Genomic DNA, 17166 nt, shown 5'->3' with positions numbered 1-17166 from the left:
ATTTTTCACACGCGTGAAGGAAATTATGGAAAGAAGCTCTAGCCGTAATGAACGAATTGGGATATGGTTGTTAACACATACGCAATACCATGGCCTGTAGCGATGGATCGATAACCTTGAGGAGTGATGATTGTGGGATTTCTTTATGCTAGTTCGTATGGTGCAGGGACAGGGGGGGACGATACCGTAAAACTTCAGACACTTTTTGCTGCTGCTGCTGCGCAGAACAAAACAGCCGTATTAGATGCAGCTACTTTTTTAGTTTCCGGTACGTTGTGCCCACCATCAGCTCTAGTTATCCAGAGTAATGATACGATAATTAAAGCAATGCCCGGAATCTATACAGAAATTGTTACAGGGGGCATGCAGTTAGCTACTGGCCGCACCGTTCTATTTGATTTAAAAAACATGACACGATCTAGGTTATGCGGAAAATTGACTCTTCACTGCAGTGGGATTGCTAATCTTTGCGCCTTGGCTGCTTCTACTTTAGTCGGTGGCTTTACGTCTGTATTTGAATCTTTAGTTATACAAAGCGCGTACATCGGTATTCACAACCAAGCCACAGAAGCCTCATTACCTGGAACGTTTACTGGTTCCTACTTCGAATCCATACAATTCATAGATTGTGCGAATGATATATGGATTCAAGGCAGCTGTGACGATTTAGCCTTCGGCGTTATCCGATCCATGTCCACAATCGCCATCGATAATAACACAGGCGTTACTTTCACTAGCTTGTATAAGCATGGAGGCAGCCAGGCGCTAGATGGACTCGTCATCGGATCCCATGCTCATGTTGTATGTACGCATTTGTACGTAGAGGGGAGTTACCGCTACCCCATTCTGTTAAATGGCAGCTACGCCAAGTTAACCGTACTGGACTTGACCCTTTCACCCACTTTCTCTTCGGGTTGCAATGCGATTGTGTATACCGGTCAAACGAGCGCAGAAATAAATATCAACCTATCTGGTGAGTTGAAGCAAGCTCTGACTCCGCAAAGCAGCATAGGCATCGTTAAATTATACGTGAAATCCTCAGACATTTTTAAAAGAATCGTCAATTTAAGCGCACCTTTCTCGTTAAATGATATGCATCTTGTACTCAGAGAAGGCGCACCGGTATCCTCTGAGGATGTAATCTATATTCAATGCCAAGAAGGCAAAATATATGGCGAGGTGACGCCAACAAACATCGATTATTTGAAAGTGCGTAAAAACAAAAAAAGACTTGAGTATGTGTCAAGCAATGGTCTGACCTATTACAATACGCCTTCCTTCGATTGGTTCAATCGCAGCGCCGCTGGAACAACAGCTACATTCCATTTTGTATTACCTATTAACGGAACTTATCTGCTCTCCGTCGTATGCAAAGGGGCGAATGCAAGCTTTGACCATTCTGCACGTCAGGCTTATCTTGTTTCCTTCTCAAAGGGCTCAAGTCCCAGCCACTCCATCGGGCAAATCCAGCAGCTTAATCCTATAGCCAAGGTAGGAAATGCCCAAACTTTATCTGTAACTGCACCTACCGATTCCGGCCAAATTTCAGTCACTTTCACACAGCGTGATCCGCTTATTGTTGATTTTAACATCACAGGCACGTTGTTAAGCGGTGAATATACGTTCTAAACAACAATCCCCCTACTAGCGGTTTGCGCTACTAAGGGGATACGTTCATTTCGCCTGACTTCGTAACCTTCCTATCTGACGACGAAGATCGTCCGCTCCTTCCGGGTCACTTGGCCTGTGTTATCCTTGCCTTCAAATATGAGGGTTACGCGCTCCCCCCTGAATGCTGCAAGAGACACGATTTGATTAATTTCTCTTTCGGCTGTAGCAAGCACTTTGTATTTATAACTGGTTGCAGCCGTAACTTTAAGCTCTACACAGCCCCTTGAACCATCATCTCGACACGAAGCTTGGAGTAAGACATCCCCACTAGTCGATGTGGATGGCAGGGGCGAAGTAATGGTAATCGTAGGCTCTAAGTCATAAATGACATATCTAACTTGCTCAACGACTTTACCAGAATCAAAAGCAACTCGAAGCGTCAGTTTTTTCACACCTCTTTCTTGACCAGCTAATGAGACGATGCCTACAGCCCACCATGCCCACTTATTTACATGTAATGGAAATAAGTGGCCTTCTACCTCTATTGTGGCAATGTATCGCCCCGTTGAATGAATAGTTGCGTCTACATAGAACGTGGTACTAACGAGTTGGGTCGATAAGGGAGCCCCCCATTGAATGGTTGGTTCCTCTACAGCTAACACGCGAGTGGGAAGTAACCAACTGAGTAGCAAGGTAATTGCAAGAAATATGACCGCAAGTCGTTTTTGAATACAAACCAGCATTTCTAACCCCTCCTATTTTAATTTCCTTCTCTTATGGTAATAGTGCTAAGAAATTATTAGAACGTACGGCTTATTCACTTTCAACAGCGAAAGGATTCTACAATAGGCATGCAACTCATATCAATAAAAGAGCAGAAAGAAAACCGAAGTTAATGGAAGGCTGCGCGCTCCATCGACTCCGGCTTCCTTGTTTAACCTCAACACCTTCCATGCATGGTTAATTGGGTGCGACTACAACTTGCGTTGCAACTGTCGTTTTATTCCCTGCCAAATCCGTCGCCTCATAAGTGATCCTATAGGTTCGTTCATGGAGAAGGTTCGTTCGTTCCGCTCGCAGCTTAAACGAGGTATCGAAGGTGCCGATTGCAGCATCTTGGATATCAGGTTCATTCTCGGGTTTATGACGATTCAACCATGTGATCCACATTTGTTCCATGACCATATTGTACTCAAATATTTTCTCTAAAATTTGTTTCCGAGCTGCTTGGGATAACGGAGCAACAACTTGCTCTAGCTCCGCCAGAATCTGATTGATGGACTTCATCTGTCCAGATACACTCGTTAACGTAATTCCCGATTGCTGCAGTTGATTTCTGGCGAGCTCAGACTTATGAATTTGCACGAGCAGCGCAGACTGGATGAACGATCCAATATCCACTACATTGTTTGCTTGATCTGGATCGCTCGATGTGATGGAAGTTAACAAGATGGATGCAATACCTGATCCAATATCTTCCGCACTAGCTGCAATATTAATCGGCGTCATCTTCTTGTTTGCTGGCCAAAGCCTCTGTTTATCTACCGTAAGCCGTAGTGTCGGAGACGTTTTATCGATATTCGTAACCACCGCTGTTGCCGTTCCTCTGTTACCTGCCGCGTCCATGAATTCGAATGTAAAACTTCCGTTGCTCGCAAACCGATAACTTTTGGAACCATTGTTGTTTGTAACCGTAACCACTTCACTTGGTGTAATCGTCGCTATGACATCCTGGTTCGTTAGTAGCGTTCCGCTGTATGAAAGCGTAGCTGTTGGCGGTGTACTATCGATGTATACCACAATCGGTATCGACGAAACCATTTTCCCGTTATAGGTAACAACGGCTCTCAGTGAAATGGCCCCTTCTTTTTTGGCAATTAATTGTCCATTAACAATACCTAGATTATCCAACCCATAGGTCGATTGAGTGACAGTAAGGAATGGCATCCCGCCACTACCCACTCCAACATTATTCCCGCTGTAGACATCTTCAGAAACAGAAGATCCGTTGGGATTGTAGGTGATCTGTGTAACCGAGCTATAGGTTTGGAAATAGGTATTCGTTATGACGGTTGGCTGATAGGTTGCTTCTGCAACCGTACTGTCACTGCTAAGGAAACGTAGTCCCACATTGTCCAAATTCGCTATGCTTCCGTCAGCCATCATCCCCTTGACCGTAAATGGGGTTTGTTCACCTACCTTAAGCACACTTTTATCCAAACTCACATCCAAATGATCGATCATGGACCTGGTTACACGAATATCATCCAAGTAGAACGTCATTTTGGTTTTACCGTCTCCAATACGAATCCACATCGCTGCATTTGCATTGGCATTGGGTCCTGTGTAGACGAAGCTTGTTTTCAGTTCATGCCATGACGTATCAACCGTTGTTGTTGCCAAATAATCATAGCGGGGTGTTCCACTGATATGATCGAGAATAATTTGAGCCGCTCCTTCTCCGGCCGCAAGCTTTACCTTAGCCGAAACATCATATCTCACATTTTTTTCTAGCGTCAGGTTTTGGGAAGCCATCCCAAACGTATTGGACATCACGATTTTAGCTGATCCAGCACTCCCCCCATAAGTAGCGTCCGTCACCCGGGTTATAGCTGCATTGTAAGGCGTCCAACCGCTCGTATTCGTTTCAAAATCACCGTTAAATACTTGATCGGCAATTTCCTTTATAACAAAGTTATCGAAATAGTACGTGTATTTCGTCGTGCCATTACCTATGCGAATCTGTATAACCGCAGTCCCGTCCGCATTGGAACCCGTGTATTTATACCTTACCTTCAGTTGTGTCCACGTTGTATCTATGGGTGTATTGGTTGCTAAATATTCGTATCGCGGTGTTCCTGTTGCGTGATCCAAAATGAGTTGGGCTACGCTTGAGCCCGCATCTAATTTAACCCACACCGATATTTCATATTGTTTATTTTTCTCAAATGCAATGGTTTGGGATGCCATCCCGAAAGATCCTCCCATTGTAACCTTTGCTGAACCCTGCGTGTTGTTATAGGTAGCGTCGGTTACGCGTGATATCGATCCGTTATATGGCAGCCAATAAAGCGTATCATATTCAAATTTACCGTTTTTAACCAAATTTTCAAAAGCATAACCGTCGAGCGTATAGCGAAGGTCAAGGCCTACGAAACCTTGTTGTACCTGGAAATTATTGATATAAGATTGTCTACGGGAAACTTTATCGTTGGATTTGTAGATCCCGTTATTAATCGTTACTGCAGATCCCGCTGTTTGCAGCGTAGGACCTTTATACCAGGAGTCGCCTCCATCCTCTTCGAGACTTAGCACATAATAAGATTTACCAGCTAATAGCCGAACGGTTTCCTCTAGTTGACCATAGTTGAAATTTCCTGGAGTCCCTCTCGAAGTATCCATTTGAGTTTCTGCAATAATAGCCTCGGTATCGGCATCAATGATTCTTAGCTTGTGTTTGCCCGTGTTAGAACTGGCGATCATACGTCCAATCGCACTAACATACAGAGGCTGGGTACCTATCGTTAATTTCATCCCTACCCAACCGTTCCAATCGTTTCTCATTCCAGCAGGAAGCGCTGTGCTGATGATTCCCGCTGTATGTTCAAGATCGACCGGAAGCTGAGCGGGTCCTTGATTGACTGGCTCATCGATATCCGAAGGGAGCATAATAGGGGGAGGAAAACTCGATCCACTATCTTGATAAAGCAAATCTAGTCCTACGAAGCTGTTACCGTTAATATCTCCATCCTTATACGATGATCCCCAGACACCTCGAAATACCGTAACTGCCGAACTATAACTCACTTTCAAATCGCTATCGTACCAGAGATCGCCACCATTACTTTCCTTGCTCACTAGGTAGTATGACTTGTTAGCTTCTAAGATGACAGGCGCTGGAAGCTGTGCATATTTAAAGTCTCCATTTGCCTGTGCTTTGGATATAATCAGCGTTACCTGCGTACCCGCTACATCCTCTTTGGTGTCGGCATCAACGATCTTTAACGGATGCTGCTCCACACTGTCGGGAAAGTTCACCCTTCCGAGAGCTGTTACCGTAAGAGGAGCGCTGCCTATCGTTATTTTCGTACCAACCCAGCTTGAGTAATTATTACGAACCTTCCCTACCTTTTCGATCCCCGTCAAAATTCCCCTTTTCCCGGAAAATTCAACCGGTGCGGGGTCAGGCAAAGGAACCGGATGAGGTCGATGGTCAGAGACGGGAGTCAACACGGGCGGTTCTGTAATAATATTCTGATACGCAGGCTCCAGCCCTGCATTCGCCTTTATGGCTAACGCTTCATCAGGCCAATTGCCGTCTGTAACAAAGACCGTATCAGAAACATGACTGCGGATTCCAAGATTCACCTTGAGGTAGTTGTCTGTGTAGGTACGTTTAACTTGGATATCCGAAGCTGGACTAATATACAAGTTCGTTGGTGAATTCTCGACAACGTTGTCTTCTGCTTTGATCCAAGTGCTTCCCATGTCAAAATAGAGAACAGATTGATCATGCTCCTGATCTTTCAAGTAGTTCCCGCGAATCTCCATATCGTAGGAGGTCCCCAACGTGTAGATGGCGCCGCCATCATTGAGCACGAGCATCACGTTATGAATGTAGTTATTTTCTATTCGCACCCCCCGATTGGCGGTGTCGTAGTCTCCCCAGCCCCAACCAATTGTAATTCCAGAGTAAGGCAGATTTGCAATTTCATTATGACTGATAATCAAATTTTCAGGGAATGAGGCGAATATGGCTACCGCTGAGCGATACTCCAAGGCGAGATTATAGAAATAGTTATTTTCGATACGATGCCCACTTAATATTTTCCTCGTGTCGAACGGGTTATAAGTTTCCACATCGCTGTTATTAAGTTCACCAATCTGTATCCCGCTTCCTGAAATGTCAGTGAACGAATTCCCCTGAATCAAATTATTTTGGCTGCCCTTACTGAGATTAATTGCCGCTCCACCTAGTTTAGAAAATATACATCTTTCAAATGTTATCGATTTCCCCGTATCCACTTGAACTGCTGCTAGTGATAACGTCTCTGTTATCTCAAAAGTCGTCAGGTTGGTTTCGCGGAGAACATTAGATTGCACGTCAGGCAGCCCTCTGCTGGAGTTCGGAAGCAGCCACGTTGTGTACGCAAATGAGATCCCCTCAAACTGGATATTATGAATCGGTGTATCCAAGCTGCTGCCTTTTATTTTGACAAGCTGCTCCACCTGGGGTATCGTTACTTGAGCGGTGGTCATATTCTCATTGGCACGAGGCTTATAGTAAAATGTGTCTGTCGTTCTGTTGAGATACCACTCCCCTTCTTGGTCAAGTAAATTGTAAGCGTTTTCAAAATACCAGGGAGTAGCTACCGAGGTGCTGTTTTTGTTCCGTAGGTTGTACCATCCTGGTTGTTTCATCTTGATGAAGGCGCCTCCATCTGCAGCCGTAATCGTATCCACACTTCCCCGTGAATTCGTCCATTTTTCATTAAACACCATTTCCATATCACTGACATTGTCCCAACCCGCTATGTCTACTAATGAAGTTGAGATGCCGTCAGGATTAGAAATGCTATCAGGTAGTCCACCCTCGCTTCTGGCCCGAATAGCGCGTTTGCCATTTACATATAATTGCCTGGTCTCCACATCAAAGCCCGCACTTGCCTTGTAAATATTCTTTTCTGAATCGTACAGCGTCCACCCCGTAATATTTTGTCCACCGCTAATTACAGCGGTCTCACCTGGATATGACTTGTAGACAACGTAATGTCCATTGCTCCCCGAATCTTGTTCGGTAAATACGAGCGTGTTCGTTTGTGTGTACGTCCCTCCGCGAAGATAGACCACAATATCCTCTGCCATATTCGCATTGACCGTCCTTACAAGGTCGCGCGCTTTTCCAATCGTTTTGACTGGTGCATTCAACGTGCCGGAATTGCTGTCGTTGCCGTTGACTGGATCTACATAAAATACTGCCTGCGAACCCCCGTCCGCATAGCTCGTTGTGCTGGTCCAAAAAGTAGAAAGTAAACAAAGTACTAAACAGGCTCGAAACATTTTCTTAAGCACAATGGAAAACCTCCTTCTTACAGATGTAAGCGGTCCCACATTAGCGACTCAAAAACGCTCTTTTCTTGATGTGAAAGCTTACTCTCCTTCTTGTTGTATTTAGTTACACCATTAGCATAAAGGAGAGACTGAATAGGCTGCAATAAACAAGAATTTGCATACACATTCCTTTAATAACGGCGTTATTAGACTCTTTCGTTCCTCTTACCGAATAATTTGTGCATGCCCGAAAATTGTTTATAGACGCTGAGATTTCACAACTGTATGTTATTTATGACGAATCACAAAAACTACGTAAGCACAATCCAACGAATGAATGGGGAGCTAAGCATGCAGCATACTTTAAAACACAGCGATCGCTTGAAGCAAGATCCTAACGAAGCAACTGCGAAGAACATGGGGATGGGTAGGAGAAGACGTCTAAAGCAAAATATTCCGTTGATGGTGATGTTCATCCCAGTCATCGCATATTTTGTACTTTTCAAGTATGTTCCCTTGCTTGGAAATGTTATCGCTTTCAAAAACTATAATTTCACGGATGGTCTTTGGGAAAGCCCGTGGGTTGGGCTGCAAAATTTCCAACTCCTCTTTACCGATCCCCTTGCAATCTCGACAATCCGCAATACCTTCTTTATCTCCTTGCTATCCATCGTTGTCGGTTTTCCATTCCCCATTCTACTCGCGTTGATGTTTAACGAAATAAGAAGGTTATGGTTTAAAAAAACCGTACAGACGCTACTATATCTGCCTCATTTTCTCTCGTGGGTCATTATTGGAGGCTTGGTTATCAACCTTTTCGCTTTGGAATCGGGGACCATCAACCATATCATTCAATATTTCGGTATTGAGGCGTATCCGTTCTTGTATAAAGCTATGTCCTGGATTTCTGTCTTCCTAGGGGCAGGCATATGGAAAGAAGCCGGATTTGGCGCTATTATTTATTTGGCCGCTCTGTCCTCCATTGATCCGGGTCTCTATGAAGCAGCAAGTCTGGATGGGGCAGGAAAGTTCCGACAAATGTGGCATGTCACCTTGCCTGGCATTCGCTCCGTCATCGTCATTGTCCTCATCTTATCGATGGGCAGGATTATGGATGTTGGCTTCGACCAAGTTTACAACCTGCAAAATTCGATTGTATCCAATGTCTCCGAGGTCATTTCAACGTATATTTATCGAGTGGGCCTTCAAGGCGGCCAATTTAGTTTAACCGCCGCAATGGGATTGTTTGAAGCCGTTATTGCCTTCGTTCTCGTCTTCACGACGAATTGGATCGCTAGAAAATTCAACCAGGGACTCTGGTGAAAGGAGAAGCCCTATGAAACCTATTGGAGACAATCGGCTGTTTTATGCCATGAATTATTTGATTTTATCGATTGTGTCACTAACTTGCCTATACCCCCTCATCAATATTCTAGCTATTTCCTTAAGCGGGAATGAGTCCGTCTTATCTGGAAAAGTGTATCTGTGGCCAATTGACCTCACCCTAACCTCTTACAAGACAATTTTGGAAGGAACCACCGTCTTGCAAGCCTTTCAAAACAGCGTAATTATAACGGTTGTTGGAGTTCTCATCTGCATGGTGTTCACTTTGTTAGCGGCTTATCCGTTATCCAGGAAAGAGCTTTATGGACGGAAACCATTCACGCTTGCCATCGTGTTTACGATGCTGTTCACCGGAGGTCTGATTCCGAATTACTTGCTGATTAAATCGCTTGGTCTTATTGATAGTTATTTTGCCCTCTGGCTGCCAAGTGCGATTAGCGTCTACAATATGCTCATTATGAAAAGCTATCTTGAGAATTTACCGCAAGAGATCGAGGATTCGGCACGCATAGATGGGGCTGGGGAATGGACATATATATGGAGAATCGTTTTACCGCTTTCAGCGCCGATGTTAGCAACGATTGCTTTATTTTATACAGTTGGGCTCTGGAACACTTTTGCGAATGTATTAATTTATATCAATGACCCGGTCAAATATAACTTATCTGTGTTGGTGCAGCATATGATTAGCAGTCAATCCCTCATTCAAGAGTTTTCTTTGAACCTTGAGGAAGTCAATAAGGTCACTCCCGAAGGCGTCAAAGCGGCAGGGGTTATTGTCCTCATTCTCCCGCTCCTCATTGTGTACCCTTTTATTCAAAAATACTTTGTCAAAGGTGCGATGATTGGAGCTATCAAAGGATGATCTTGTACGGCCGCGCACTACCCTCTTAACGTATTCCTAAATTGATCCTAAAGTGAGGCGATGTCGAAGCATGAAGACAAAACGAAGAAGCGTATTTGTGACGATGACCATGGTTTTAATTGGAACGGCCCTGCTCGGCGCATGCACAAATGAGAAAAACACGCCAGTCCAATCCTCATCTGATCCTACAAGCTCAGCAACTGTACCACGCGGTAAAATAACGGCAACCATTTACGAAAGGGGCGATGTCCCCAAAGAGGAAGGCACCAAAGCGGAAAATCGTTGGACGAAATGGATCAATCAAAATGGACCTGTTGATGTCACGTTCGTTAGTATTCCACGCTGGGAGTCCGGACAAAAATTAAATACTTTATTTGCTTCTAACTCGGCTCCTGATCTTATCGCTGAGTACGATTCGGTTCTTAAAAACCAGTTATATGCACAAAAACAGCTTTTGCCGCTTGACGATTATATTGATAAGTACAGCACCGTATACAAAGAAACGCTCGCTAAGTATCCGAAGCTTCGTCAGTTGGGCCTGCAAGATGATGGAAAGTTATATGGGATCGGTAGAGTAAGCGAGGTCATCCCGCAGCATTTATTGTACATTCGAACGGACTGGTTGAAAAAACTCAATCTGCAAGCCCCCACTACGCTCGACGACTTTTTTGCCGTCACAAAAGCATTTGCTGAGAAAGACCCGGATGGTAACAATAAGAAAGACACCTATGGAATGAATCTTAGCTTTGTCGGGGGTAAGATCGTAGACGCTATGTTCGGAGTCACTCTCGATTCGTATGATAAAAATCCATGGATTCTTGACAGCAGCGGAAAGCTTGTGTTCGGTTGGGATCGCTTGAAGGCTTCGCTTGATTTCAAGAAAAAGCTATATGACGCTGGAACCATAGATAAAGACTATTTGACAGATGGTAAGGGCGATAAAGCCAAGCAAGATTTTATAAATGGTAAGCTCGGCATATGGGGTACAAACAGTTCGGACATTGTGGCCTTTAAAGCCCTAAAGAAAAATAACCCGAAGGCAGAAATTACTACCTTACCTCTGCCATCAACGCCTTTCGGCCAATTCAGCCCACTATTATCTCAGCCCGTTCAAATGATCAGTGTCGTTAACGCCAAAGCCAAGGACCCTGCGGCTATCATTAAATTCATTGATTTCATGAACTCGAATAAAGCAAGCACTGTCATCAGTCTTGACAGAAGTGGCGGGCTTGAAGGAACACATTATAAGATTGGACCTAGCGGCTGCGCTGAACCTATGGATCTGGAGAAAAACAAAAAAGAGCTAGGCTATATCGGTGATTTTACGGTATACACGCGCGCTACTGATCCCGCTAATAAGTGTTCGAATACCAATTTGGCTCTCCATCCTATCGAACCAAGCAGCAAGACCCCAGAATTATTAGCCGATTATGAGCTGAATAAACAATTTGCCGCTGCTTATCAAGCCGCATTCGATGCCTACACGAATAAATCAAGACCAATGGTCGGCGTCGTATCCGGCTCCTATCTACCCGCACTACCTCAGGATCTTGCTCTTAACCAAACCAACGGATATAAATCTATCCTGGATATCTTATCAAAGAGTGCTATTGGCGGGAACGGCTTTTCGTCTGAAAAAGCGCTGAAAGACTCCCATGCCGCTTGGGAAACCTCCAATGGCACTAAGGTTGAAGAATGGATGGCGGATTGGTTTTCCAAAAATAAAGATAAGGTGCTCTTAACTAAAGATTATTACGATTTCATGAATAAATAGACTGTTCAGCTCATTCAAACAGGCTCCCTCGGGTCCTTCCGAAGGGAGTTTGCTTTTATATGTACTCCTTTTCGGGGAAGCTGTCATATAATATGATTAAACACTTCTTCAAAATGGGGAATGCGAATGAAAAAAAATCCTTGGTTGCGCTTCTTTTTTTCTTACTTGTATATCTTTTTGTCTATCGTCCTCATGCTGTTTCTCATCTTCTTATACTTAATCGGAAGCAATGCCAAAGAAGAAGCGGTGAATGCCAATCGCGTCTATGCTCAAAATGTGCTTAAAACGTTCGATGATTATTTGAATAACATCAATCAGACCGTGATCCGAGACATTTTAACAAATACAAAGATGCAGCTATTTTTCAACTCAAACACAGACGATACCCTTGCTAATTACGAGCTGTATTCGAAGCTCAAGGACACGATGTCTACCATCCATGGAATTGACTCGATTTACCTATACCGAACATCAGACAACAAGGTATTATCCGATTCCTTCACGGTCGATCTTGATGATTTTGAAGATAAGTCCTTCGTAGAAACTAGAATGAGCAATTCAGAGCAGGTAGAATGGAGCAGTCCTCGACCCTTCGTGTACTACACAGGCAATCCAAGTCAACAAGTCGTTTCTTTAGTCAAAACCGTATCGTTCGGAAACGCCCATCAAGGACTTATTGTCGTCAACATGCTAGCCTATTCACTACAAAGTACACTAAACGATTTAATCAAATCCGACGTTCATTACGCCTTTTTCACAGATCAAGAACACGTTCCGCTTTTCACTTCGCATACGACTACCACAGATCTCCCAATCGATACGAGCTATCCCTATCAATCCCAATTGACCCACTGGACGCTTAACACTGGATTAAAAAACAGGACGATCATCCATTTCTTATCCCTGCTCTCCTATTCCTGGCTTATATTCGCCGGCATTGTGGTCATATCAGGCATCTTCATGCTTTTCTACGTATATCGCAAAAATTATAAACCAATCGATGTCATTTCCAATCGGATTCAACTTTTCATCAAAAAAAATACGCAGCTTATGGAACATGATCAATTCGCTTTTATTGAATCCTCTATCGAGAAGTTAATCACCGAGTCCGAACAATACGAGAAACAGGCTGCTGAGAATCAGATTGTAAAACGTAACTACTTCTTTCGAGCTTTGATTTCAGGTACCAATCGTATCCATCAACTGGAATGGAATCACGAATTGAGATCGATGGGTGTCGACAACGGCTCCCATTCTTACTTGGTCCTGCTGATTGAAATGGATGAATATGATGCATTTGAGCTAACCTACAATGCCCGAGATCAAACACTGTTAAAGTTCGCTTTACGCTCAGCTATTCAGGAAATATCCGACCAATATACGATATCCCTGTGGAACAACTGGTTGTTTCATAACCGACTTTGCCATTTGATTGTATTGAACCCAGACAAGGATGTATGGCCAATCTTAAGAATGTGCGAGCAATTCAACGAATGGGTTGAGCAATTCCTCAAGTTTACAGTTACAATAGGCGTTGGCGAGGTTGTAGACAATTTCTCTGCAATACCACACTCCTACGATTCGGCATTTGAGATGTTAGAAATGAAGGCAGCCGTTGGACAAAATCGCGTTATTTCACAAGAAACGGTTATCCGAAGTTCCAATGCTTCACAATATGAATCACTTGAATCCATACGGGCGCTGATTCGTCATTTTATTGCGCTCAAAGATAACTGGGAAGAGGCTCTGCATTCCGCATTCCGAGAAATGCGCGCAAACCACCTATCCCGCAAAGCGATCGCCAGTTTGGCCGACTATTTGTTGTATCATTTGAATAGGGAAATCAAAGGACTGCCGGAAAATCTCCAAAGCATCTGGTATAACGAGCTCCTGCCTCCGCTTACGAACACAATCAAGCATTTTGACAAAATTGAAAGATTGGAACAACAGTATTTAATAACGCTTAAACGGATGTCCGAACATATCCAGGCCAAGAGAGAAATCAATCCTCATTATCGCGACATTACCGCCATTAAGGATTATATCGAGCGCCACTATACCGATCCCAGCCTAAGCTTGAATCAGGTCAGCGACCAATTCCGATTGAGCCCGCCCTACTTCAGCACCATGTTTAAAGAGATTCAGGGCGAAAAGTTTATCGACTTTTTGACGAAGCTGAGGATGAATAAAGCTAAGTTATTGCTTGAAACCACAGAGGAGTCGATTCAAGATATCGCCCTTTCTGTCGGATACATTCATTCTTTTTCCTTCATTCGTGTGTTCAAAAAACTAGAAGAGCTGACACCTGGCGAATATAGGAAAGCCATATTGGCACAAAACAAAAATAAACATTAAAACGCAAGCCCCTCCGTGTTCACTCACGCCCCGGGACTTGCGTTTTATTTATTCCTACATAAAGGGCAGACGCTTTTCATCCAGCCCTGTGGCGGCCAACTTTATATGTCCTAGCGGGCGATCATTAACGCTCAAATAACGAATGCCTTCACTAATAGGGCTATATTCGCAGGCTAATTTGCATCCTGCTCGTTCAAAAACAGTCTGTCTAACGGTTGTCCCTCGCATATGAACATTAGATAGATACTCATCTTTCATCACAGGGGTGGAAACGATTTGTTTGAACGCTTGGAACGAACCATACTGCTGCTCAGAACCTAGTTCTGCTACAAAGCCATTCCCGGTCAAAAGGAATTCATCCTTGGTGAAATCCCTCTTCACTCCCTCATAGTTATAAAATGAAAGGATGATATACCCACTCTGTTTTTCAATTCGAACAGCCCGTTTACGACCGTGGTTACTTGGCACCAGTGGGGAAATTGCTGTGTAAACCTGACCGTCTTTGATATAGACGGGACACATGTCTACACTTTCCTGCGAACATAATGATGGATTCCACGGCTGCTCCCCCATCCAAATTTCATCAGGCTCGCCATCCTTAATCGGCAGGATGAGCATTAAGCGCAGACTCGTCACATTTTTCCGTGCATAAGCTCTCGGTTTATAAAGCATCATCGCCGTGCTTTCATGATGCACACCGACTTTCCTCCCTTGATCCCAGAACAGGAAAGGACCGTTCGTCGTCCCTAATTGCTCATATTTATTCGTTTGCCCCGGCAGCGCATCATTAACACTATAACGGGAAAATAGCATCCTTACGTCCTTACGACCCTTATTTGGCGTATTGGATGTATACAGAGCAAGGAACGTATCGGTCTGACTGCCGCAATGCCATTCATGTGAAGCTACCCCGAGTGAGTATTGCCGAGTCATATAGGTGGAAATACGACCTATACCAGAAGCGTATTCAGGAAACCTGTCATCTTCAGCTTCATGGATAAGCGCTTTGCTCGGATCGCTCCACAGCTTTTGAACGCCTACGACTTCATCCGTCGAGGCATTATACTCCGTCGTTGCCTCCATCGCAAACGGGTATTCTCGCTGTAGAAACCACTGTGCCAGCGCACTCGGCAGATGAAAGTCAACCGCAAGAAGATGGTGATCCGCTTGCCCAAAGAGAACCTCACGTTCCTCACGCGTAAGTCCTTCTCCTTCCATCTCCTCTCCAAACAGCATATATAGAACCGCAGGATGAACGCCATATTCAGTCAATGTTGGCATGTAGCTTCTAGAATACGGCCCCGCCAAGCGGCCTACCGGGAGAAACATATGGGACAAGTACTCTACCCATATTCGTTCCTCACATTGTAAGGCTAGTACAGTCATTTCTTCATCTACTTTCAATTCGGCGATAGCGGCTAAAGCATGAATCTGCAATATTGTATAACTCGGACTATTGTATTCCGAGGGAGAGCCTCTTCTACGCATCATACTCGCTAATTGCCCAATCCTTTGCTTCCCCTTCTCAATAAGCTCAGGGCGGCCATACCTCAGACCGCCTGCAATTATTGTAAAAGCGCTTACACAAGGAAAATTATCATTCACCCCGACAAAATCATGATCGCTCCCAACGAAATCATCTAGCTGCCCCCTGCTGTAAGCTTCTAGCTTCTCAACAATGTCCGAATGAAGCAGTTCAGGAACTTCCTTCAACAATAGCAAGGAATAGAAGGGTAGAAAATGACAAGGAATCATGTCTAATCGGCGTAGAACTTGATTCGACTTCTCTACTGCCGCAGGCACCCTGCTGAATAAATAAGTCACACAGCAATTCATAAGATCAGATGGTCTAGGCGTAAAACCGATGTCAGCGCCGATATAACTTCCGTCATCTGAGAAGAATCGCCCGTGCTGCTGCGCATACATCTGGAAAATCTCATCTTTCCTCTTCCGCTGCTCCTCTATCTTATAGAAATCATGACTCCACGCAACAGGTTTACTCATATTGTTCCTCCAGCCCCGAAAGGGTCGTTAGTTGATGCTCAAGACCCTCAACAAGCATGAGCAATGTCATCGATTGACCATAAGGCATCGGGCATATCGGAATATCCTTGTAAGCCTGCAGCGTTCTTCCCATCCCCGTCCCGTAAGAGACACCTCTCACGATTCCATAGGAATCAATCTGTCGAATGACCGAACTCCATGCCTTGGTTCCAACTTCTTTATAATGCTCAGGTAAATAGCCTCTGCGTACTGCCTTCAGGATGCCATAGGCAAATGCCGCCGCTGCAGACGTTTCTAAATAGGAAGTAGCATCCGTCAGCAGTGTGTGCCATCTCCCCTCCTCCGTTTGCAGCTCAGCCAGCTTCCTCACCTGCTTCTCTAACGCAGAAATCAAGACAGAGCGAACGCCGCCCGGAAGCTCGACCATATCCAAATAATCAACCAGTCCGGCCGTGTACCATGAATTGCCTCTTGCCCACAAAGCCTCGGCAAAATGATGATCTCCCTTGAAAGTCCACCCGTGAAACAATAGCCCCGTAGAACGGTCCGTTAAGTATTTCAGATGAATCAGGAACTGGTGAATGCTTTCTTGAATAAGACGTTCATCTTGTAAAAGCACACCCATTCGCGCCACGAATAAAACGGTCATATACAACGTATCGTCCCAAAGCTCGCCTTCATTCAACTGGCCTGTTACGACATGTTGAATCCCTCTTTCATCCGTGCGCGGCATTTCTTGTACCACATAATCAAGCCATTCCCGACAAACGGCCAAATACGCTTCATTTCCTGTTTCCTCATACAAATAAGTCAACGTCAATAAAGGACACATCGTATTTACATTTTTGGATGGCAAGCCCTTTTTGATTTGAAGATCGTACCATTGAATCAAATCATGCAAGATGTCTTGCCTTTGCGTCTTTTTGTAATATAAAAACAATGAGTAAAGCCCGACTCCTTGAGGCCATTCCCAGTTATCCATCGAAACAATACCAATCGGACATGTTTCCTCAATAGGACTTTTCAAATGTTTCATTTGAGTGATCACTTGTTGAAGTAACGTTTCCATTGATTCTGAAACCATCTTTGAAGCACTCCCTCTCCTCTTTACGTTCCATGAACGACTGCTCTTTAAGTATCCACAGAAGAGGGCCTTGCCTGC

9 protein-coding genes are annotated in these 17166 nt (G+C 44.3%); 5 read left to right on the top strand and 4 right to left on the bottom strand.

Annotated features, from left to right (window positions below):
* Positions 1 to 132: 132 nt before the first annotated feature.
* Positions 133 to 1629, top strand: a complete 1497-nt coding sequence (locus tag GK047_RS14035; protein WP_205516780.1) for a hypothetical protein — start codon at positions 133 to 135, stop codon at positions 1627 to 1629.
* A 71-nt stretch (positions 1630 to 1700) separates the two neighbouring features.
* Here the strand turns inward: GK047_RS14035 and GK047_RS14030 are convergent, their stop codons facing one another.
* Positions 1701 to 2354 (bottom strand): hypothetical protein, encoded by a 654-nt coding sequence (locus tag GK047_RS14030; protein WP_163947466.1) that lies wholly within the window; start codon positions 2352 to 2354, stop codon positions 1701 to 1703.
* A gap of 217 nt (positions 2355 to 2571) precedes the next feature.
* Entirely contained in the window at positions 2572 to 7683 is a 5112-nt protein-coding gene (locus GK047_RS14025) for a carbohydrate binding domain-containing protein (protein WP_163947464.1), read from the bottom strand.
* A gap of 402 nt (positions 7684 to 8085) precedes the next feature.
* Here GK047_RS14025 and GK047_RS14020 point away from each other — a divergent pair, with 402 nt between their 5' ends.
* From GK047_RS14020 to GK047_RS14005, 4 genes are all read left to right on the top strand, one after another.
* Positions 8086 to 8985 (top strand): ABC transporter permease, encoded by a 900-nt coding sequence (locus GK047_RS14020; RefSeq protein ID WP_163947870.1) that lies wholly within the window; start codon positions 8086 to 8088, stop codon positions 8983 to 8985.
* Positions 8986 to 8998: 13 nt separating this feature from the next.
* A complete protein-coding gene (locus tag GK047_RS14015; RefSeq protein WP_163947461.1) occupies positions 8999 to 9871 on the top strand; it encodes a carbohydrate ABC transporter permease in 873 nt (290 codons plus the stop codon).
* Positions 9872 to 9941: 70 nt separating this feature from the next.
* Positions 9942 to 11645 carry an extracellular solute-binding protein gene (locus tag GK047_RS14010; protein WP_163947458.1) on the top strand — a complete coding sequence of 568 codons (1704 nt, stop codon included), beginning with the start codon at positions 9942 to 9944 and terminating at the stop codon, positions 11643 to 11645.
* A 126-nt stretch (positions 11646 to 11771) separates the two neighbouring features.
* Positions 11772 to 14000 (top strand): helix-turn-helix domain-containing protein, encoded by a 2229-nt coding sequence (locus GK047_RS14005; RefSeq protein ID WP_163947454.1) that lies wholly within the window; start codon positions 11772 to 11774, stop codon positions 13998 to 14000.
* A gap of 54 nt (positions 14001 to 14054) precedes the next feature.
* On the opposite strand, the gene GK047_RS14000 is transcribed toward GK047_RS14005, so the two are convergent.
* On the bottom strand, positions 14055 to 16004 hold the full coding sequence (locus GK047_RS14000; RefSeq protein ID WP_163947451.1) for a hypothetical protein: 1950 nt from the start codon (positions 16002 to 16004) through the stop codon (positions 14055 to 14057).
* Entirely contained in the window at positions 15997 to 17073 is a 1077-nt protein-coding gene (bglB, locus tag GK047_RS13995) for a beta-galactosidase BglB (protein WP_240343950.1), read from the bottom strand. Before bglB ends, GK047_RS14000 begins: the two co-directional genes overlap by 8 nt.
* Positions 17074 to 17166 lie beyond the last annotated feature (93 nt).

The sequence above is a fragment of the Paenibacillus sp. SYP-B3998 genome, assembly GCF_010820665.1.
GTDB lineage: Bacteria > Bacillota > Bacilli > Paenibacillales > NBRC-103111 > Paenibacillus_E.
This window is presented reverse-complemented; position numbering and strand designations above follow the sequence as displayed.